Annotated in this window: 18 protein-coding genes; 6 read left to right on the forward strand and 12 right to left on the reverse strand. The window is 68.0% G+C overall.

The window, feature by feature from the left end; translation table 11 throughout:
• Window positions 1-42: 42 nt before the first annotated feature.
• Window positions 43-441 carry a guanyl-specific ribonuclease gene (locus H8R02_RS04595; RefSeq protein ID WP_187080150.1) on the forward strand — a complete coding sequence of 133 codons (399 nt, stop codon included), beginning with the start codon at window positions 43-45 and terminating at the stop codon, window positions 439-441.
• Window positions 442-487: 46 nt separating this feature from the next.
• A complete protein-coding gene (locus H8R02_RS04600) occupies window positions 488-916 on the forward strand; it encodes a barstar family protein (protein WP_187080151.1) in 429 nt (142 codons plus the stop codon).
• Window positions 917-1,146: 230 nt separating this feature from the next.
• Here the strand turns inward: H8R02_RS04600 and rsmA are convergent, their stop codons facing one another.
• Genes rsmA through H8R02_RS04615 form a run of 3 tightly spaced genes read right to left on the reverse strand, consistent with a single transcriptional unit; the run spans window position 1,147 to window position 5,663 of the window.
• Entirely contained in the window at window positions 1,147-1,908 is a 762-nt protein-coding gene (gene rsmA, locus H8R02_RS04605) for a 16S rRNA (adenine(1518)-N(6)/adenine(1519)-N(6))-dimethyltransferase RsmA (RefSeq protein ID WP_187080597.1), read from the reverse strand.
• On the reverse strand, window positions 1,905-3,266 hold the full coding sequence (locus H8R02_RS04610) for a peptidylprolyl isomerase (RefSeq protein ID WP_187080152.1): 1,362 nt from the start codon (window positions 3,264-3,266) through the stop codon (window positions 1,905-1,907). The genes rsmA and H8R02_RS04610 overlap by 4 nt, the downstream gene beginning before the upstream one ends.
• Window positions 3,267-3,278: 12 nt before the next feature.
• Window positions 3,279-5,663 (reverse strand): LPS-assembly protein LptD, encoded by a 2,385-nt coding sequence (locus tag H8R02_RS04615; RefSeq protein WP_255429141.1) that lies wholly within the window; start codon window positions 5,661-5,663, stop codon window positions 3,279-3,281.
• Between H8R02_RS04615 and H8R02_RS04620 the strand changes: the two genes are divergently transcribed.
• From H8R02_RS04620 to H8R02_RS04630, 3 genes are read left to right on the forward strand one after another with little or no spacing between them, the layout of a single operon-like run.
• Window positions 5,662-6,720, forward strand: a complete 1,059-nt coding sequence (locus H8R02_RS04620) for an aminoglycoside phosphotransferase family protein (protein ID WP_187080153.1) — start codon at window positions 5,662-5,664, stop codon at window positions 6,718-6,720. The genes H8R02_RS04615 and H8R02_RS04620 overlap by 2 nt on opposite strands.
• Window positions 6,720-7,430 carry a 16S rRNA (uracil(1498)-N(3))-methyltransferase gene (locus H8R02_RS04625; RefSeq protein WP_187080154.1) on the forward strand — a complete coding sequence of 237 codons (711 nt, stop codon included), beginning with the start codon at window positions 6,720-6,722 and terminating at the stop codon, window positions 7,428-7,430. The genes H8R02_RS04620 and H8R02_RS04625 overlap by 1 nt, the downstream gene beginning before the upstream one ends.
• Window positions 7,427-8,599 (forward strand): MFS transporter, encoded by a 1,173-nt coding sequence (locus H8R02_RS04630; RefSeq protein WP_187080155.1) that lies wholly within the window; start codon window positions 7,427-7,429, stop codon window positions 8,597-8,599. The genes H8R02_RS04625 and H8R02_RS04630 overlap by 4 nt, the downstream gene beginning before the upstream one ends.
• Here H8R02_RS04630 and H8R02_RS04635 read toward each other — a convergent pair.
• The gene (locus H8R02_RS04635) at window positions 8,571-9,419 is read right to left on the reverse strand and encodes an alpha/beta hydrolase (RefSeq protein ID WP_187080156.1); all 849 of its coding nucleotides are present in this window, start codon (window positions 9,417-9,419) and stop codon (window positions 8,571-8,573) included. The genes H8R02_RS04630 and H8R02_RS04635 overlap by 29 nt on opposite strands.
• 85 nt (window positions 9,420-9,504) lie before the next feature.
• Complete coding sequence (locus H8R02_RS04640; protein WP_187080157.1) at window positions 9,505-10,953, reverse strand: M20 family metallopeptidase; 1,449 nt, start codon at window positions 10,951-10,953, stop codon at window positions 9,505-9,507.
• A 69-nt stretch (window positions 10,954-11,022) separates the two neighbouring features.
• Here H8R02_RS04640 and H8R02_RS04645 point away from each other — a divergent pair, with 69 nt between their 5' ends.
• Window positions 11,023-11,814, forward strand: a complete 792-nt coding sequence (locus H8R02_RS04645) for a DUF72 domain-containing protein (protein WP_187080158.1) — start codon at window positions 11,023-11,025, stop codon at window positions 11,812-11,814.
• A 4-nt stretch (window positions 11,815-11,818) separates the two neighbouring features.
• Here the strand turns inward: H8R02_RS04645 and H8R02_RS04650 are convergent, their stop codons facing one another.
• The 7 genes from H8R02_RS04650 to metX form a co-directional block, all read right to left on the reverse strand.
• The gene (locus H8R02_RS04650; RefSeq protein WP_187080159.1) at window positions 11,819-12,391 is read right to left on the reverse strand and encodes an IMPACT family protein; all 573 of its coding nucleotides are present in this window, start codon (window positions 12,389-12,391) and stop codon (window positions 11,819-11,821) included.
• Between the two features lie 4 nt (window positions 12,392-12,395).
• Window positions 12,396-13,184 (reverse strand): 2-oxo-tetronate isomerase, encoded by a 789-nt coding sequence (otnI, locus tag H8R02_RS04655; RefSeq protein WP_187080160.1) that lies wholly within the window; start codon window positions 13,182-13,184, stop codon window positions 12,396-12,398.
• A complete protein-coding gene (gene denD, locus H8R02_RS04660) occupies window positions 13,184-14,194 on the reverse strand; it encodes a D-erythronate dehydrogenase (protein WP_187080161.1) in 1,011 nt (336 codons plus the stop codon). Before denD ends, otnI begins: the two co-directional genes overlap by 1 nt.
• 18 nt (window positions 14,195-14,212) lie before the next feature.
• Entirely contained in the window at window positions 14,213-15,580 is a 1,368-nt protein-coding gene (gene chrA / locus H8R02_RS04665) for a chromate efflux transporter (RefSeq protein WP_187080162.1), read from the reverse strand.
• Complete coding sequence (locus tag H8R02_RS04670) at window positions 15,535-15,915, reverse strand: rhodanese-like domain-containing protein (RefSeq protein ID WP_187080163.1); 381 nt, start codon at window positions 15,913-15,915, stop codon at window positions 15,535-15,537. Before H8R02_RS04670 ends, chrA begins: the two co-directional genes overlap by 46 nt.
• A 94-nt stretch (window positions 15,916-16,009) precedes the next feature.
• Window positions 16,010-16,594 (reverse strand): methionine biosynthesis protein MetW, encoded by a 585-nt coding sequence (gene metW / locus H8R02_RS04675; RefSeq protein WP_187080164.1) that lies wholly within the window; start codon window positions 16,592-16,594, stop codon window positions 16,010-16,012.
• Window positions 16,591-17,721 carry a homoserine O-succinyltransferase MetX gene (metX, locus tag H8R02_RS04680; protein ID WP_187080165.1) on the reverse strand — a complete coding sequence of 377 codons (1,131 nt, stop codon included), beginning with the start codon at window positions 17,719-17,721 and terminating at the stop codon, window positions 16,591-16,593. The genes metW and metX overlap by 4 nt, the downstream gene beginning before the upstream one ends.
• Window positions 17,722-17,776 lie beyond the last annotated feature (55 nt).

A 17,776-nucleotide genomic window follows, 5' to 3' on the forward strand; every position in this document is an offset into this window, starting at 1 on the left:
AGTGGCGTCCCCCCGAAAGAAGGTCACCCAGAAGGTCCGTTCATGGCCCGCGTTGCGGCTGTCAAGTTTGCACTTACTAGCTGCTTGGTATTCGCGATCGCAGGCGCCGCCCTGGTGCAAGCCAAGGCTCCGACGGACCTCCCCGCAGGCGCATCGGCCACGATCCGTGTTGCCGAGCTGCCCCGGCAGGGCCGGGAGACCTATGAACGCATCCGCGCTGGCGGCCCGTTCCCCTTCGAAAAGGACGGCACGGTGTTCGGCAACCGGGAGCGGCTGCTCCCGCGCGAGAAGCGGGGTTACTACCTCGAATACACCGTGGCCACGCCTGGATCGCGCGACCGGGGCGCCCGGCGCATCGTGTGCGGTGGGCCCGCAAGGCAACCGCACACTTGTTGGTACACATCAGACCATTACGCCAGTTTTCGAAAGATAGTGGAGTGACCCGATGAAGCGGGACCTGTTTTTGACTACCGAGAAAGATGCGGAGATGGATACGCCACTTCGTAAAGAAATCAACGAGACCCCATTGAAAGGGGTGCGGACGAACATCGTCCAGTCCATCCGCGCGTTCCGCGTGCAGGACCTGCAGGAAACGGCCACCGACCTGGGCCACCACTTCCTGTACGCCAACCTGGCCACCGCGCAGAGCAAGCAGGACGTGCTGGACCTGATCGCCCAGCAGTTCATGCTGCCGGCGCACTTCGGCAAGAACTTCGACGCGCTGTACGACTGCATGACGGACCCGCTGCACAAGTCGGGCCCGCAGCCGGGCTTCATCGTGGTGCTGGAGCACATCCCGGCCAACGGCAAGTTCGACAAGGAAGCGCGCGAGCAGCTGCTGGACATCTTCCGCGATACCGCCGACTACTGGGCGGACCGGAAAGTCCCATTCCGATGCTTCTATTCTTTTCGGTAGCCCGTTCCGCACAACAAGGCCAAGCGGAACGGGCGAACGAGGCCCCGGGCGAGACGCCCAACGGCATTGCCCTCCCGGCAGAAACCGAGAAGATGCCAACCGACAAGCTGCTCGACGTGTCGCCGCTCGCGCTGCGCATGTCCAGCCCGTTCAACGCGGGTTACTGGCTCACCGCCGCGTAACCGTCATTCCCGCGCAGGCGGGAATCCAAGGCGTTGAGGAAAGCCCCGCTATGCGGGGCTTTGCATTTGCGCGGCGAGCTGGAGGTACTCCGCAACGGGCACCTCCTCCGCGCGCCGCTGCACGTCGAACGTGCCGGCAAAGCCGCGCTGGTCCAGCCACTTGCCCAGCGTGTGCCGCAGCAGCTTGCGGCGCTGGCTGAACGCCACCTGCACGAGTTCCGAGAGCAGCGCCTCATCGACGGCCGCCGCATCGCGCCGCGGCACCATGCGCACCACCGCGCTGTCCACCTTCGGCGGCGGCTCGAAAGCGGAGGGCGGCACGAACAGCACGTCCTCCATCTCGTAGCGCCACTGCAGCATCACCGACAGGCGCCCGTAGTCGCCGGTCGAGGGCGAGGCGACCATGCGGTCCACCACTTCCTTCTGCAACATGAAGTGCTGGTCCTGCACGTGGTTCACGTACTGCAGCAGGTGGAAGAGGATGGGCGAAGAAATGTTGTACGGCAGGTTGCCCACGACGCGCAGCTTCGCGGTGCCGGCGAGCTGCGCGAAGTCCACCTTCAGCACGTCGGACTCCACCACGGTGAGGTGCGGGTGCTGGCGCAAACGCGCCGCGAGGTCGCGATCGAGCTCGATGACGGTCAGGTGGCCGAGCCGCTCGACCAGCGGCTGCGTGAGTGCCGCGAGGCCGGGCCCGATCTCCACCATCGGGTCGCCCGACCTGGGCGCGATCTCGCGCACGATCGAGTCGATGATCGCGGGGTCGGACAGGAAGTGCTGCCCGAATCTTTTTCGAGCGACGTGTTTTATTGCGGTGGCTCGCGGTATTCGACGTAGGCGCGGCCGCGCACTTCCTGCGCCCAGGTGGCATAGGCCTCGTCCAGCTTGCGCTCGCGCACCAGGCCGCGCGCGATGTCGCGCTGCTCGCGCTGCGACAGCTGCGACTGGCGGCGCTCCAGCAGCTGGATCAGGTGCACGCCGAAGCGCGTGACCACCGGCTCGGAGACCTGCCCCGGCGTGAGCTGGTTCAGCACGTCCTCGAACTCGGGCACGAACAGGCCCGGGTTGGCCCAGCCCAGGTCGCCGCCGTTGCGCGCGCTCGCGTCCTGCGAGATCTGCTTCGCGACTTCCGCGAAATCGGCCTGCTTCGCTTCGACCCGCTTGCGCACGTCCTCGAGCCGCGCCTTGGCCTGCGCCTCGGTCAGCTCGGCGGAGGGCCGCAGCAGGATGTGGCGCGCATGGGTTTGCGTGACGTTCACGCCCGGCACGCCGCCCTGGCGCTTTTCCAGCACCTTGACGATGTGGAAGCCGGCCTCGGAGCGCACCACCTCGCTCACGCCGCCCGGACGCAGGTCGCGCGTGGCCTGCACGAACAGGGGCGGGTAGCGATCCGCCGTGCGCAGGCCGATCACCCCGCCGTTGTTGGACGCGCCTTGAGCGTCGGAGCTCTCGCGCGCGAGCTTGACGAAATCCTCGCCGGCCTTGGCGCGCTCCTGCAGGCGCATCGCGCGCTGCTGCAGCGCCGCCACCTGCGGGCCGGTCGCCTTCTCCGGCACGGCCACCAGGATGTGCGCCAGGTTGATCTCCATGTTGGCCTCGCCGGCCTGTCCCTGCTGCTCGCGCAGGAACTGGTCGATCTCGAACTCGCTCACGCGCACGCGCGACTCGAGCTCGCGGTCGCGCAGGCGCGACAGCAGGATCTGGTTGCGCAGGTCCTCGCGGAACAGCGCCACGTCGATGCCGTCGGCCTTCAGCCGCTTGCGCAGCTCGTCAACCGACATCTGGTTCTGCCGCGCGACGTTCTGCTCCGCGTTGTCCACCATGCCTTCTTCGGCGCGGATGCCGTTCTCGCGCGCGAGCTGGATCTGCGCCTTCTCGGCGATCAGGCGCTCGAGCACCTGGCGCGCCAGCTCCGCGCGCGGCGGCATCGGCGAGCCCTGCTGCGCGAGCTGCTGCTCGAAGCGGATCATGCGCGAGCGCACCTCGTTGTTGGTGATGGGCTCGGAGTTGACCACCGCCACGATGTAGTCCGCCGCGCGCGGCCGGCTGTCCGGCGGCGGCAGGAAGGGGTTCAGCTGGGGCGCGGCGCGCAGCTGCGCGTACGCGGGCAAGCACAGCTCGGCCAGCGCGGCGCAGGCCAGCCAGAGGGCGAGGGAGCGTGCTTTCATGGTCTGTCGGTTTCAGTCGTAGTTGGAGAAGCGGCTGGGAACGGTGATCTGCTCGCGCAGGAACTGGTAGCGGGGGATATTCTGCTTGAGCGTCTGCAGGGCGTTCGAGCCGATCTTGGTGAGCCCCACGAACTCCAGCTGGAACAGGATGCGCTTGTTCGAGCTGGAGGTGCTGCTTTGCAGGCGCTCCACCACCACGCGGCCCAGCCAGCAGCCGCCATCGTATTCCAGGCCGAGCACGGCGTCGACGATGCGACGGTCCTTCAGGCTGTAGTTCAGGCGGCCGACGCTGTACCAGCGGCCTTCGCCCAAGCCGAGGCCCGCGCCGAGCTTTTCGTCCGCCTGGCCCCACAGGTCGTTGAGCGGCCATTGCCAGCCCACGTCCACCTGCTCGGACAGGCCGCGCTGCAGGCGGTACGCCGCGCTCACGACGCGGTAGTTGCCCGGGTTGTAGCGCACGCCCAGCGTCGTGCGCTCCGAATGGTTGTTCTTCGGGTTGTACTGCACCGTGCCGTCGGCGACCCACTTCGGGAACAGGGCCACGGACGCGCCGAACAGGATGTCCGACAGGCGCTCCGAAACCGGCGTCTCGCCGGGCAGCACGACGCGCTGGTCCTTGAAGCGCAGGCGCTGCGCGACGCCGAAGCGCGCGGCCTCCGCGCCGGTCTCGGGGTCGAGCAACCGGCTCGTGGCGCCGAGTGTCAGCAGGTTGTTGTCGGAGATGCGGTCATGCCCGCCGAACGCGTTCTCGGTGTAGATGGTCGCGAAGTTGAAGTCCACGCGCGCCGAGTCGTAATTGGGCAGGTAGCTCTGGTCGCGGTACGGCGTGTAGACGTAGAACGCGCGCGGCTCGAGCGTCTGTCGGAACGAGCGGCCGAAGTACTTCGCGTCGCGCTCGAAGACCAGGCCGCTGTCGAGGCTGAGGGTGGGCAGCGTGCGGTCGGCGGTGCGCCGGCCGCTCGCGAGCGGCGAATCGAACTCGTAGTGCGTGCTGTGCAACTGCAGCTTGGGCACGAAGAAGCCCCACGACGATTGCCAGGGGCGCGAGAGCTGCATCAGCGCGAAGCTGCGCTTGCCGTTGGGCTGCGCCGTCAGCGTGGGGTCGGACTCGAAGTGCGTGTAGTCCGCCTCCGTGTAGAACTCCAGCCCGCGCGGCAGGTCCTGCCGCAGGTAGCGCGCCACCAGCTGCGGCGCGCGGTCGTACGGCGGCACGATCGGCGCTGTAGGGTCCTGGAGCGTCTGCCACTTCAAGACGCGAGTCGTGAACGACAGCGGCCCGCGCGACCACGACATGATGCCGTCGCCCGCGAGCAGCCGCTGCGTGAGCGAGGCGCTCGTGCGCGAGAAGTCGCGCCAGTAGTTGTCGTCGCTGACGCGGTTGACGTTGATCGCCACGCCCGCGGGGCCGAGCGTGCCGAGCGGCACGAGGCCGTCGTGCTTGAGTGCCAGGCCCCAGCGGTCGTGCCCGCGCAGGCGGTCGTCGGGCAGGTAGTTGGCGCGCACGGAGCCGACGTAGTCCCGCTCGAGGTAACGGAACTCGCCCGCGAGGTCCACGCCGCGCTTGGTCATCAGCGTGGGGTAGAGCGTGGCGTCGCGGTTGGGCGCGATGTTCCAGTAGTAGGGCAGCGTCACTTCGACGCCGCTCACGTTGTCGATGCCGATGGTGGGCGGCAGCAGGCCGGACTTGCGCTTCTCGCTCAGCGGGAAGCTCATCGACGGCACCGGCAGGATGGGCAGGCCCTTGAAGCTGAGCACGGCGCCGGTGGCCTGGCCCACTTCCTCTTCCTGGTCGATGCGGATGCTGGTGGCGCGCAGGATCCAGTCGGGCATCCAGCTCGGCCCCGGTTCGCGCTTGCAGGTGGTGTAGCTCGCGTTGCGGATGATCGCGCGCTTGTCGTCGATGAAGTCCACGCGGTCGGCTTCGCCATACGCGTCGTTGCGCAGGAAGCGGTAGCGCGGCTCGTTGAAGAAGCCCTCGAACGCGTCGACCTTCAGCTCGAGCAGCGGGCCTTCGAAGATGTTGCCCGCCTTGTTGATGTGCACGTTGCCGCGCGCCTTGGCCAGGTCGTCGGGCTGGTAGTACTCCAGCCGGTCGGCCCGGATCACCGTGTCGCCACGCCTGAGCTCGGCGCCGCCTTCGATCACGGTTTCGAGGTCCGGCCGGCCCTGGATGCTCTGGCCTTCGACAAAAGTGGGCAGCTGCCGGCGCACGGCGGGCGGGATGTCCTCGCGCAGCATGGGCGAGGGCTTGAGCGTGGGCGCGGGCTCGGCCTGCGCCCAGGCATTGCCCTGCTGCAGCAGCGCTGCGGCAACGACGGCGACAGGGGTCAGGGCAAAGCGGGCGCGGGCGGCCCTCGGGCGGTAGCGGTGCATCGATTTGTAGAATCGATTATCCATGAGCGACCCCGCGCACAACCCCGCAGTCCCCTGGGCCGACCCCGCGCGGCAACTCGCCTTCCAGCACTGGCTGGAAGCGGTCGCCCCGGCCCACGGCCTGGACACCTCGACCGTCCGCCTCGCCTCGGCCGACGCCAGCTTCCGCCGTTACCTCCGGGTCGATGGCTCGCAGGGCAGCCGCATCGTGATGGATGCCCCGCCCGAGAAGGAAGACTGCCGGCCCTTCGTGAAGGTCGCGCAGCTGATGAAGGACGCCAGCGTCCACGTGCCGCGCGTGCTGGCCTGGGAGGAGCCCCTCGGCTTCATGCTGCTGGACGACCTGGGCACGCGCACCATGATCGAAGCGGTGGACCGCGAGCGGCCGCCGGCGAACCAGGACCTGTACCTGCGCGCGATCGACGAACTCATCGCGTGGCAGCTCGCGTCGAAGCCGGGCGTTCTGCCGCCGTACGACGAGGCACTGCTCGCCCGCGAGCTGGCGCTCTTCCCCGACTGGTACCTCGCCAAGCACAAGGGCATCGCCGTCGAAGGCAAATTGCGCGAGACGCTCGATTCGCAGTTCAAACTGATCATCGCGCACAACCTGCGCTCGCCCGCGGTGTTCGTCCACCGCGACTTCATGCCGCGCAACCTCATGATGGGCGAGCGCCTCGGTGTGCTCGACTTCCAGGACGCGGTCTACGGCCCCATCACCTACGACATCGCCAGCCTCATGCGCGACGCGTTCCTCTCGTGGGACGAGGAGTTCGTGCTCGACATCACCGTGCGCTACTGGAAGCAGGCGCAGAAGGCCGGCCTGCCGGTGGACGAGGACTTCGGCGAGTTCTACCGCGCGGTCGAGTGGATGGGCCTGCAGCGGCACCTGAAGGTGGCGGGCATCTTCACGCGCCTGACGCTGCGCGACGGCAAGCCGAAGTACCTGGCGGATACGCCGCGCTTCATCGCTTACATCCGCGCAACCACTTCGCGCTACCGCGAGCTCGCGCCGCTGGCCGCGCTCATCGACCAGGTCGAAGGCACCGAGGCCGCGAGCGGCTACGCCTTCGGCCGCATCTAGTGCCGCGTATCTTTTGCGAGACGGCCCTGCAAAGCGGGGCGTCCCTCGGTTTGCCGCCCGCCGCCGCACGGCACGTGCAGGTTCTGCGCATGCAGCCCGGCGATGCGCTCACGCTCTTCGATGGACGCGGCGGCGAGTACACCGCGACAGTGGAGCGCATGGGCCGCAGCGACGTGCAGGTGCTCGTGGGCGACCACGACGCGGTGGAGCGTGAGGCCGCGCGCGAAGTGCACCTGGCCCTGGGCATGCCGGCGAATGAACGCATGGACTGGCTGGTGGAAAAAGCCACCGAGCTGGGTGCCGCGAGCATCCAGCCGCTGCTCATGCAACACAGCGTGCTGCGGCTGGCGGGCGAGCGCGCGCTGAAGAAGCAGGCGCACTGGCAATCGATCGCGATCGCGGCCTGCGAGCAATGCGGCCGCAATCGCGTGCCGCAGATCCATGCCGTGGCGACGCTCGATGCGTGGCTCTCGTCGCCGAACGCCGCCGAATCCAAATTCGTGCTGTCCCCTGCAGCCGCTTCGACGCTCGACGCGCGCACCGGCGCGGGCAGCGTGTGCGTGCTCAGTGGCCCCGAAGGCGGCCTCGCGCCCGCGGAGGAAGAAGCCGCCGTCGCGAAAAGCTTTTTGCGCGCCGGGCTGGGCCCGCGTATCCTGCGCGCAGAGACCGCGCCCCTTGCGGCCCTCGCCCTCACCACCCTCGCACGATGAACCGCAACCTCTGGCTCCTGGCCGTGCTGCAAGGCCTGTTCCTCGCCAACAACGTCGTGTTCATCGCGATCAACGGGCTCGTGGGCCTGGCGCTCGCACCCTTCGGCTGGATGGCGACGCTGCCGGTCATGGGCTACGTGGTCGGCGGTGCGATCTCCACCGGCATGGTCGCGCGCACGCAATCGGTCTACGGCCGCAAGCGCAGCTTCCAGTGGGGGCTGGCCGTGGCGTTCGCGTCCGCGCTGTTCTGCGCCTATGCAGCCGTCAGCCGCAACTTCTGGCTGCTTTGCCTGACCACGGTGGTGGCCGGCTATTACGCAGCGAACGCCAACCTCTATCGCTTCGCCGCCGCCGAACTCGCGAAAGCCGACGCGCGCGAGAAGGCCGTGTCGCTGGTGATGGCCGGCGGCCTGATCGGCGCGGTGATCGGCCCCAACATCGCGGCGCGCACGCGCGACATGTTCGCGGTGCCGTTCGCGGGGGCCTACCTGTCGCTGAGCGTCGTGGCCGCCATCGCCTTCGCCATCCTCGCCTTCATCGAATTCCCGCCGGTGCCGAAGAAGGCCGCCGATGCGCCCACCGGCCGGCCGCTCGCGGAGATCGTGCGCCAGCCGGTGTTCATCGTTGCCGCGGCCTCGGGCGCGCTCGGCTTCGGCGTGATGAACCTGCTGATGGCGTCGACGCCCATCGCCATGCAGCAGTGCGGGCTGCCGTTCTCGGACGCGGCGCTCGTGCTGCAGTGGCACGTGATCGGCATGTTCGCGCCCGGCTTCTTCACCGGGCACCTGATCAAGCGCTACGGCGCCTTGCCGATCATGGGTACGGGCGTGCTGCTGAACCTGTGCTGCATCGCGTTCGCGCTGACCGGGGTGGAGCTCGAGAAATTCGTGATCGCCCTGTTCGTGCTCGGCATGGGCTGGAACTTCCTCTTCACCGGCGCGACCACGCTGTCGCTGGAGACCTACCGCCCCGAGGAAAAGGACCGCGCGCAGGCCGCGCTCAACTTCTTCGTGATGGCGACGCTCGCCGTCACCTCGTTCGCGTCGGGCCTGGTGATGACTACGCAAGGCTGGAGCTGGCTGAACCTCGCATCGCTGATCCCGGTGGCCATCACCGGCGTGGCCATCGGCTGGCTGCAGCTCAGAAACGTGCGTCCAGCCACTGCCTGAGCTGCTCGAACACGCGCGCGTCCGGCTCGTTCAGGACCTCGTGGTAGAGGTCGTCGAAGCAGCGCACCGTCACCACCTCCTTCGGCGCCTTCGCGGCGAAGTCGCGGCTGCCCTGCGGGTTCACGAGGTGGTCTTCGCCGGCATACATCAGCAGCGTAGGCACGGTCCAGCGCTGCGCCTGCGAGACGACCCACGGGCCCGCATCGGCGATGAAGCGCGCAAGGCGCCCCGAGATGCGGTCGTGCACGCGTGCGTCGTTGCGGTACGCGCTGACCACGTTGGCATCGTGCGAGAGCAGGTCCACGTCGAGCCCGTTTCCGACGGTGAAGTTCGGCGCGACGCGCGGCATGATCGCCAGCAGCATGCGCTGGAACGAGTTGAGCCCCGGGTCCAGCGCGGGCGACGTGAGCACCAGTGCGTCGACCTCGCGCCGGGCCTGCGCGACGAAGCAGCTCGCCACGAGCCCGCCCATGCTGTGGCCCAGCAGAATGAGCGGCGTTTCGGGTTCCATGCGCGCGCGCGTGCTGTCCACGATGTCCGCCAGGTCGTCGAGGAGCCGCGAGGACGCCGGTAACGCGCCGCGCACACCGCCCGACTCGCCGTGGCCGTACTGGTCGTAGCCGCGGACCGCGAAGCCCCAGCCGTTGAGCCGGCGCGCTACGTGGTCGTACCTGCCGGCGTGTTCCCCGAGGCCATGGACGAGCACGATCACCCCGCGCAGGGCCAGCCCTTCGGGCAGGGGCCAGTCCTGCACCGCGAGGTTGTCGCCATCGCTGGCGGTGAAAGTTGACAGCGTGGAATCGCTGGGTACGGCGCTCATGCAGCCGCGATGATGGCGCGCGCCGTGATCTTTTCGCAATCAGGGAACCCCGTCCCGGTGACGGAGTTCACAGAATCTCCCCCATTCAGGGGAGTTGTGCGATGACCTCCGCCACGGACGCCGTCAGCTTCTTGGCGTACGGCACGTGCAGGAACTCGTTGGGGCCATGGGCGTTGCTCTTGGGGCCGAGCACGCCGCAGACCATCATCTGCGACTTGGGGAAGCCCTTGCTGAGCATGTTCATCAGCGGGATCGTCCCGCCCTGGCCGATGTAGCCGACCGGCGCACCGAAATGGGCCTGCGAGGCGGTGTTCAGCGCCTTCTCGAACCACGGTGCGGTGTCCGGCGCGTTCCAGCCGGACGACGCGCTGCCGGACTCGAAAGTCACCTTGGCCTGGTACGGCGCGTTGTCTTCCAGCAGGGCCTTGAGCTCCTGCACGGCGGCAGCCGCATCGATGAGCGGCGGCAGGCGCAGCGACAGCTTGAACGCGGTGTAGGGGCGCAGCACGTTGCCGGCGTCCTGAAGGGCCGGGAAGCCCTCCGCGCCGGTCACCGACAGCGTGGGCGTCCACGTGCGGTTGATGAGCGCCTGCGTCGGGTCGGTCGTGGTCGGCAGCGCGAAGACGGTGGAGCCTTCGCAGTCGTAGTGCGCCCAGGGGAAGCGCTTGTAGACCTCATCGCCCAGGATCGCGGCCGTGGCCTTGGCCTGCGCCAGCCGCTCGGCCGGCACTTCGCAGTGGAAGCTGGCCGGCAGCAGGCGGCCGCTCTTGCTGTCCTCCAGCCGGTCCAGCACCTGCCGCATGATGCGGAAGCTGGAAGGCACGAGGCCGGACGCATCGCCCGAGTGCACGCCCTCGGTGAGGATCTGCACCTTCAGCACACCGGCGGCCATGCCGCGCAGCGACGTGGTGAGCCAGAGCTGGTCGTAGTTGCCGGCGCCCGAGTCGAGGCAGATGACCAGCGCCACGTCGCCCAGGCGCGGTCGCAGGGCGTCGACGTAGGGCAGCAGGTCGTAGGACCCGGATTCCTCGCACGTCTCGATCAGGCCCACGATGCGCGCATGCGGCTTGTTCTGGGCCTTCAGCGCCTGGATGGCAGCGATCGACGCATACACCGCATAGCCGTCGTCCGCGCCACCGCGGCCGTAGAGCTTGCCGTCCTCGTACTTGGGCGTCCACGGGCCGAGGTCGTTGCGCCAGCCGGTGAACTCGGGCTGCTTGTCGAGGTGGCCGTACATCAGCACGGTCTGCTTGCTGTCGGGCCGCGTGGCCGCCACTTCGAAGAACAGCACCGGCGTGCGGCCGGGCAGGCGCACCACCTCGAGCTTCAGCCCCTCGACCTTCTGCGACTCCACCCACGCAGCGGCGTTGCGCAGCACCGCCTCGATGTATCCGTGGCTCTGCCAGTCCTTGTCGAAGCCGGGCGACTTGGCGGGGATGGCGATGTAGTCGGTGAGGCGGCGGACGATGTCGCTGTCCCACTTCTGGGTGACGTTGTCGAGGGCGGCTGCGCTGTCGAGCACGGGGGTATTCATGTCAGGAGTCTCCGGGGTGGGCTTCGTGGGCCGAGCCCATGACTGTACGCTCGCGGATAGGATGGGCATATGTCGAACGAAAGAATCCATGTCGAGCACCCCGAAACCCGACGTATTCACGTCGGGGTGGGAGGCTGGACCTTCGAGCCCTGGCGCAACAATTTCTACCCGCACGGCCTGCCGCACAAGCAGGAGCTGAATTACGCGAGCCGGCAGCTCACGGCCATCGAGATCAACGGCAGCTTCTACAGCACGTTCAAGCCGGAGCAGTACGCCAGGTGGCGCGACGAGACGCCGGAGGGCTTCAAGTTCTCGGTCAAGGCGAACCGGTTCACGACGCACCGGCGCGACCTGTCGACGTCGCGCGAATCGATCGAGCGGTTCACCGGCAGCGGCATCGCCGAACTGGGCGACAAGCTCGGGCCGATCCTGTGGCAGCTGATGCCGAGCACGCAGTTCGTTCGCGAGAACATCGAGGCGTTCTTTCGCCTGCTGCCGAAGGAGGTGAAAGGCAAACGCCTGCAGCACGTGCTGGAGCCTCGGCACGAGAGCTTCGTGTCGGCCGAGTACCTCGAGCTCGCGCACAAATACGGCGTCGCGACCGTGCACACGGATTCGGGCAAGTACCCGTCGATCGCGGACCCCGGCACGCCGCTGGCTTATTTGCGGTTGATGCGCAGTGAAGCGGCGGTGCCCACGGGCTATGCGCCCTCGCTCATTGCGCAGTGGGCACAAGGGTCCAAGGCATGGGTGGCAAAGGGCGCCGACCGCGAGGTCTATGCGTTCTTCATCAGCAGCGCGAAGGAGCGCAACCCCGCAGCCGCGATGGAGATGCTGCGACAACTGTCATTGCAGGCTTGACCCGTCACTCCACCTGGATACCGCGGTCCGACAGGCGCTGCCGCAGCGCGCTCGCCGCATCTTCGGGCAACGAAAAGCCGACCCGCACATCGCTGCCATGTGCAACCTCGAGAAGCGTCGCGCCCACCAGCTCCAGCTCCCTGCGCAACCAGCCCTCCGTCGCGTAGCTGACCGAGCAAGCCATCGTCACCAGGCGCTGCACCGGCACCTTCTCGGCTTGCAGCAGCGCCTGCGCAACCGCATCCGTGTACGCGCGCACGAGCCCACCCGCGCCCAGCTTCACGCCGCCGAAGTAACGCACGACGGTCGCCAGCACGCCTTCGAGGTCCTGGTGCCGTAACACCTCCAGCATAGGCCGGCCAGCGGTGCCACCGGGCTCGCCGTCATCGTTGGCTGCCGACTGCCCACCCGCCAGCAGCGCCCAGCACACATGCGCTGCGCCCGGGTGTTCCGCGCGCAACCGGGCCACGACCTCGTTCGCTTCGGCGCGCCCCTGCACCGGCTGCACGCAACCGATGAAGCGGCTCTTGCGGATCAAGAGCTCGCTGTGGACGGCGCTGCGCAATGTGCGGGCCATCCGGCTAGCGCTTCATCCAGCGCAAGCCCTCGCTCGTGGCGCCCGCCGGGCGATATTCGCAGCCGACCCAGCCTTCCCAGCCACACTGCGCCGACACCTCGTCGATCACGTCGAACAGGTACGGGTAGTTCACCTCGCCCACATCCGGCTCGTGCCGCTGCGGCACACCCGCGATCTGGAAATGGCCGACGTGGCCGGTGGGCAGGTACTGGCGGATCTTCATCGCCACGTCGCCCTCGACGACCTGGCAGTGGTACAGGTCCATCTGCACCTGCGCATTGAGCGCCGCGATCTCGCCGAGCAGCTCGTGCGCGTGGTCCTGCCGGTTAAGGAAGAAGCGCGGGATGTCGCGCGTGTTGATCGGCTCGATGAGCACGTTCACGCCCAGCGACGCGGCAACCTTCGCTGCCCAGCGCAGGTTCGCGACGTAAGTGGGGCGCAGGTCCGCGCGGTCGCGGCCTTCGGGCACGAGGCCCGCCATCACGTGGATGCGCGGGCAGCGCAGTACGTCCGCGTAGCGCAGCGCCTGCTCGATGCCGGCGCGGAACTCGTCCTCGCGCCCGGGCAGGCACGCGATGCCGCGCTCGCCGCCGGCCCAGTCACCCGGCGGGCCGTTGAACAGCACCTGCTCCAGCCCGTTGTCGCGCAGGCGCGCGGCCAATTCCTTCGCGTCGTGTTCGTAAGGGAACAGGTACTCCACCGCCTTGAAGCCGTCTCGCGCGGCGGCGGCGAAGCGGTCGAGGAAGGCATGCTCCGGGTAAAGCATCGACAGGTTGGCGGCGAAACGCGGCATCAGCGCACCTTCAGCTTCACGGCCTGCGGGTTCTCGCGGATGTATTCGCGGATCACTTCGTCGAAGTCGGCGTTCGCCGTGAGCCCCAGCGCGTTCGCGCGAGCGGACTTCACGTTGCCCGGCCACGTGTTCACGAGCTTGAGGATGTTGGGGTCCGGCACCCAGTCGAGCAGGGCTGTCGCCTCGGGGCCCGCGACGCGCTCCAGCGCCTTCGCCATCTCGCCGACGCTGCAGCGCAGGGCCGGCAGGTTCAGGCCGGTGAGCGGCCCCCATTCGGCGTCGGTGGCTTCCGCGCAGCGGATGATCGCGGCGATGGTGCGCGACGGCGACAGGATCGGGTGGTCCACTTCGGGCCCCACGGGCACCTGCGCGCGCACGCCGGCGAGCGGCTCGCGGATCATGCCGGAGAAGAAGCTCGACGCCGCGCCGTTGGGGCGGCCGGGCCGCACGCTCACCGTCATCAGGCGCACGCTGCGCGCGCGGATGAAGCCCTTGCGGCCGTAGTCGGCCATCATCAGCTCGCCGATCGCCTTCTGCGTGCCGTAGCTGCTCTGCGGCGTGGGCAGCGTGTCGTCCTGGATCGGGTCCGGCATCTCGAATCCGGGTCGCTTGCCGAACACGGCGACGGAGCTCGAGAACACCACGGTGGGTTTGTTGCCGAGCGCGCGGCAGGCTTCCAGCAGCGCATGCGTCGCCGCGAAATTGCTGCGCATGCCCAAGTCGAAGTCGGCTTCGCATTCGCCGCTCACCGCGGCTGCCAGGTGGAAAACGCAATCCGTTCCCGCGGCGGGCACCTGCTTGCTCGCGAGCACGTCGTTGAGGTCGCCGACGACGACGCGCACGCGCGGGTCGTTCTTCAGGTCGTCGGGCGGCGCGGCCCTGTCGGTGAGCGTGATCGTCTCGATGCGCTTGCGCGGCTGGCCCGCAAGCGAGAGTTCACCTTGGGCAAGCAGCGTGCGGGCGAGGCGGGCACCCAGGAAACCGCCGCCGCCGGTGATGAGGATTTGCATGCCAACGAGGATACCGGTTCATGCGAGTCCTGCAATCCGCAGAACCATGCCTGCGACCGCGCATGTCGCGATGACGGGGATCACGCCCCACTTCAAACGAAAGAGTGCGATTGCCGCCGCGGCCGCGATGAGCAGCGCGACCGTATCGACGCCGCCGGACGGCGTGCGGCCGATGTGCCAGAGAAAGAACACAGCCAGGCTCGCGATCACGCCGACCACCGCCGCCGTAATGGCGGTCAGCGGCGCTGTGAACTTCAGGTTGCCATGCGTGGATTCCACCAGCGGCCCGCCCGCGAGGATGAACAGGAACGACGGCAGGAAAGTGAACCAGGTGACGACCGTCGCGGCGAGCGCGGCACCGAGGAACAGCGCGTCGGGACCCAGGACCTGCTTCGTCCAGCCGCCGACGAAGCCAACGAAGGCCACGACCATGATCAGCGGCCCCGGCGTCGTCTCGCCCAGCGCCAGGCCGTCGATCATCTGCGGCCCCGTGAGCCACTGGTAGTGCTCCACCGCGCCCTGGTACACGTACGGCAGCACCGCGTACGCACCGCCGAACGTGAGCAGCGCGGCCTTGGTGAAGAACCAGCCCATCTGGGCCAGCGTGGCGTTCCAGCCTTGCGTCGCGACGATCGCGCCCATGGGAAGCAGCCATAGAAGCGCGCCCGCGATCACCACCTTCGCGAGGCGCGACTTCGCGAAGGTCGCATGCGGCGGCGTCGGTGTGTGGTCGTCGATCAACGCAGGCCCGTAGTCCTTGTCCGCGGCGGCGTGGCCGCTGCCGGTGCTGAACTGCGCGGGCGACACGCGGCCGCCGATCGCACCTGCGATCCCTGCCGTGAGCACCACCAACGGGAACGGCACATCCAGGACCGCCAGCGCCACGAAACTGAGCAACGCGATCACCCACAAGGCCGGTGTCCGGCGCGGGTTCTTCAGCGTACGGCTGCCGATGCGCCACACCGCATGGATGACGATCGCCGCCACCGCGGGCTTGATGCCGTAGAACAAACCCGCCACCCACTCGACGTGCCCGAACGCCACGTACACCCACGACAGCGCGATGAGGATGAAGAGCGACGGCAGCACGAACAGCCCGCCCGCGACGATGCCGCCCCAGGTGCGGTGCATCAGCCAGCCGATGTAGGTGGCCAGCTGCTGCGCCTCGGGCCCGGGCAGCACCATGCAGTAGTTCAGCGCATGCAGGAAGCGCCGCTCGGAGATCCAGCGCTTCTGCTCCACCAGCTCGCGGTGCATGATCGCGATCTGCCCGGCCGGCCCGCCGAAGCTGATGAAGCCGAGCTTCAGCCAGAACTTGAACGCCTCGCCGAAACTCACCGTCATGCCGTCTCCTTCGGCACGGTCGGCAACGGTTGCGAACGCCATGCGGCGATGTCCTGCGGCGAGTCGACGCCCGGTTCACCGCCTTCGATGCCACCGGCGAGGAAGCGCGCGTTCCAGCCCGCCTCGCGCAGCGTGCGTGCGGCGTCGCAGCCGACTTCGTGCCCGTAGACGCAGTAGACGATGACGTCTCGCTTCTCGTTCGAGAGCGCGAACGCCGCGACGTCCTCGGGCGCACAGTAGTGCGCGCCGGCCAGCATCGTGGGGCTTGCGTCGAAGCGCGCACGCCTGCGCACATCGAGCAGCAACGGCGCGTCGGCACGCGCCATGAGCGCGTTCAATTCGGCAGGGGAAATGGATTCGGGTTGTACGGTGTCCATGGGGAACTCCATTGCGAAGTTACCAGCACTTGGACGGGACACCGTCTTGCCTTGCGGCCCGGGAGGCTGCTTTCCCGGCAGCCGCGATGTTATCTCACCCGCGCTCGAACTTGAAAACCGCGGTGCTTGCGAGGAGATTCGGCAACATGCGCCGCACCTGCCCGTCCTGCAACCCGAAGGCGTCGAGGATGGTCAGGCGGTTCTTGGTGGCGAGCACCTCGAAGTCCTTGAACGTGCCCACGCGGATGTTGGGCGTGTCGTACCACTGGTACGGCAGGCGCTTGGTCACCGGCATGCGGCCGCGCAGGATCGAGAGCCGGTTGGGGAAATGCGCGAAGTTGGGGAAGGCCACGACGCCGCACTTGCCCACGCGCGCCGTCTCGCGCAGCATCACTTCGGCATTGCGCAGGTGCTGCAGCGTGTCCACCTGCAGCACGACGTCGAACGTGGCGTCTCCGAACATCGACAGGCCTTCTTCCAGGTTCAACTGGATCACGTTCACGCCGCGCTTCGTGCAGGCGAGCACGTTGGCGTCGTCGATCTCGATGCCGTAGCCCGAGCAGCCACGTTCCTGCTGGAGGAAGTCGAGCATCGCGCCGTCGCCGCAGCCGAGGTCGAGCACGCGCGAGCCCTGCGGCACGAGCGATGCAATGATCTCCATCGTCTTGCGATCGCTCATGCCGGGAACTCCTTCGCGATGCGCTCGAAGTAGGCCCGTACGACGCCGAGGTACTGCGGGTCCTCCAGCAGGAACGCATCGTGACCATGCGGCGCATCGACTTCGGCGTAGCTCACGTCTCGGTTGTTCTCCAGCAGCGCCTTCACCATCTCGCGGCTGCGCGCCGGCGAGAAGCGCCAGTCGGTGGTGAAGCTCACGAGCAGGAATTTCGCGGTCGCGGCGGCGAGCGCCTTCGACAGGTTGCCGTCGAACTTCTTGGCGGGGTCGAAGTAGTCGAGCGCGCGCGTGATCAGCAGGTAGGTGTTGGCGTCGAAGTACTCGCTGAACTTGTCGCCCTGGTAGCGCAGGTAGCTCTCGATCTGGAACTCGATGTCCTGCGTGGTGTACTGCAGGTCCAGGCCGTTGCGCAGCTGCCGGCCGAACTTCTCGTTCATCACGTCGTCGCTCAGATACGTGATGTGGCCGATCATCCGCGCGATGCGCAGGCCGCGTTGCGGAACGACGCCGTGCTCGTAGAAGTGGCCGCCGTGGAAGTCGGGGTCGGTGACGATCGCGCGGCGCGCGACCTCGTTGAACGCGATGTTCTCCGCCGTAAGGTTCGGCGCGCTCGCCACGACCACCGCATGGCGCACGCGCTCGGGATACTGCAGCGTCCACGACAGCGCCTGCATGCCGCCGAGGCTGCCGCCCATCACGGCCGCGAGCTGCCGGATGCCCAGGCCGTCGAGCAGGCGCGCCTGCGCGTTGACCCAGTCCTCTACGGTCACCACCGGGAAGTCCGCGCCGTAGACACGCCCCGTGTCCGGGTTCTTGTGCATCGGCCCGGTCGAGCCGAAGCAGGAGCCGAGGTTGTTGACGCCGATGACGAAGAAGCGGTCCGTGTCCACCGGCTTGCCCGGGCCGATCATCGTGTCCCACCAGCCCTCGGACTTGGGCTGGCCTTCGTACACGCCCGCCACATGGTGCGACGCATTGAGGGCGTGGCAGATCAGCACCGCGTTGCTGCGGTCGGCATTGAGCGTGCCGTAGGTTTCGTAGGCGAGGGAGTAGTCGCGCACCGACGCGCCGCTGCTCAGCGCGAGCGGCGCGTCGAAATGCATGGACTGCGGTGTGGCGATGAAGCTCATGGACAAGAAAAAACCCGGCCGCTACACGAGGCCGGGTTCGTCCAGCTTCTTTAGC

Origin of the sequence: Ramlibacter albus (assembly GCF_014297445.1) — a bacterium.
Taxonomy (GTDB): domain Bacteria; phylum Pseudomonadota; class Gammaproteobacteria; order Burkholderiales; family Burkholderiaceae_C; genus Ramlibacter; species Ramlibacter albus.

Excerpts from the sequence above, each read along its gene's own strand:
- H8R02_RS04595 (WP_187080150.1), top strand. The coding sequence starts at position 43 with ATGGCCCGCGTTGCGGCTGTCAAGTTTGCACTTACTAGCTGCTTGGTA.
- H8R02_RS04600 (WP_187080151.1), top strand. The coding sequence starts at position 488 with ATGGATACGCCACTTCGTAAAGAAATCAACGAGACCCCATTGAAAGGG.
- H8R02_RS04610 (WP_187080152.1), bottom strand. The coding sequence starts at position 3,266 with ATGAAAGCACGCTCCCTCGCCCTCTGGCTGGCCTGCGCCGCGCTGGCC.
- H8R02_RS04620 (WP_187080153.1), top strand. The coding sequence starts at position 5,662 with ATGAGCGACCCCGCGCACAACCCCGCAGTCCCCTGGGCCGACCCCGCG.
- H8R02_RS04615 (WP_255429141.1), bottom strand. The coding sequence starts at position 5,663 with ATGGATAATCGATTCTACAAATCGATGCACCGCTACCGCCCGAGGGCC.
- H8R02_RS04630 (WP_187080155.1), top strand. The coding sequence starts at position 7,427 with ATGAACCGCAACCTCTGGCTCCTGGCCGTGCTGCAAGGCCTGTTCCTC.
- H8R02_RS04635 (WP_187080156.1), bottom strand. The coding sequence starts at position 9,419 with ATGAGCGCCGTACCCAGCGATTCCACGCTGTCAACTTTCACCGCCAGC.
- H8R02_RS04640 (WP_187080157.1), bottom strand. The coding sequence starts at position 10,953 with ATGAATACCCCCGTGCTCGACAGCGCAGCCGCCCTCGACAACGTCACC.
- H8R02_RS04645 (WP_187080158.1), top strand. The coding sequence starts at position 11,023 with ATGTCGAACGAAAGAATCCATGTCGAGCACCCCGAAACCCGACGTATT.
- H8R02_RS04650 (WP_187080159.1), bottom strand. The coding sequence starts at position 12,391 with ATGGCCCGCACATTGCGCAGCGCCGTCCACAGCGAGCTCTTGATCCGC.
- otnI (WP_187080160.1), bottom strand. The coding sequence starts at position 13,184 with ATGCCGCGTTTCGCCGCCAACCTGTCGATGCTTTACCCGGAGCATGCC.
- denD (WP_187080161.1), bottom strand. The coding sequence starts at position 14,194 with ATGCAAATCCTCATCACCGGCGGCGGCGGTTTCCTGGGTGCCCGCCTC.
- chrA (WP_187080162.1), bottom strand. The coding sequence starts at position 15,580 with ATGGCGTTCGCAACCGTTGCCGACCGTGCCGAAGGAGACGGCATGACG.
- H8R02_RS04670 (WP_187080163.1), bottom strand. The coding sequence starts at position 15,915 with ATGGACACCGTACAACCCGAATCCATTTCCCCTGCCGAATTGAACGCG.
- metW (WP_187080164.1), bottom strand. The coding sequence starts at position 16,594 with ATGAGCGATCGCAAGACGATGGAGATCATTGCATCGCTCGTGCCGCAG.
- metX (WP_187080165.1), bottom strand. The coding sequence starts at position 17,721 with ATGAGCTTCATCGCCACACCGCAGTCCATGCATTTCGACGCGCCGCTC.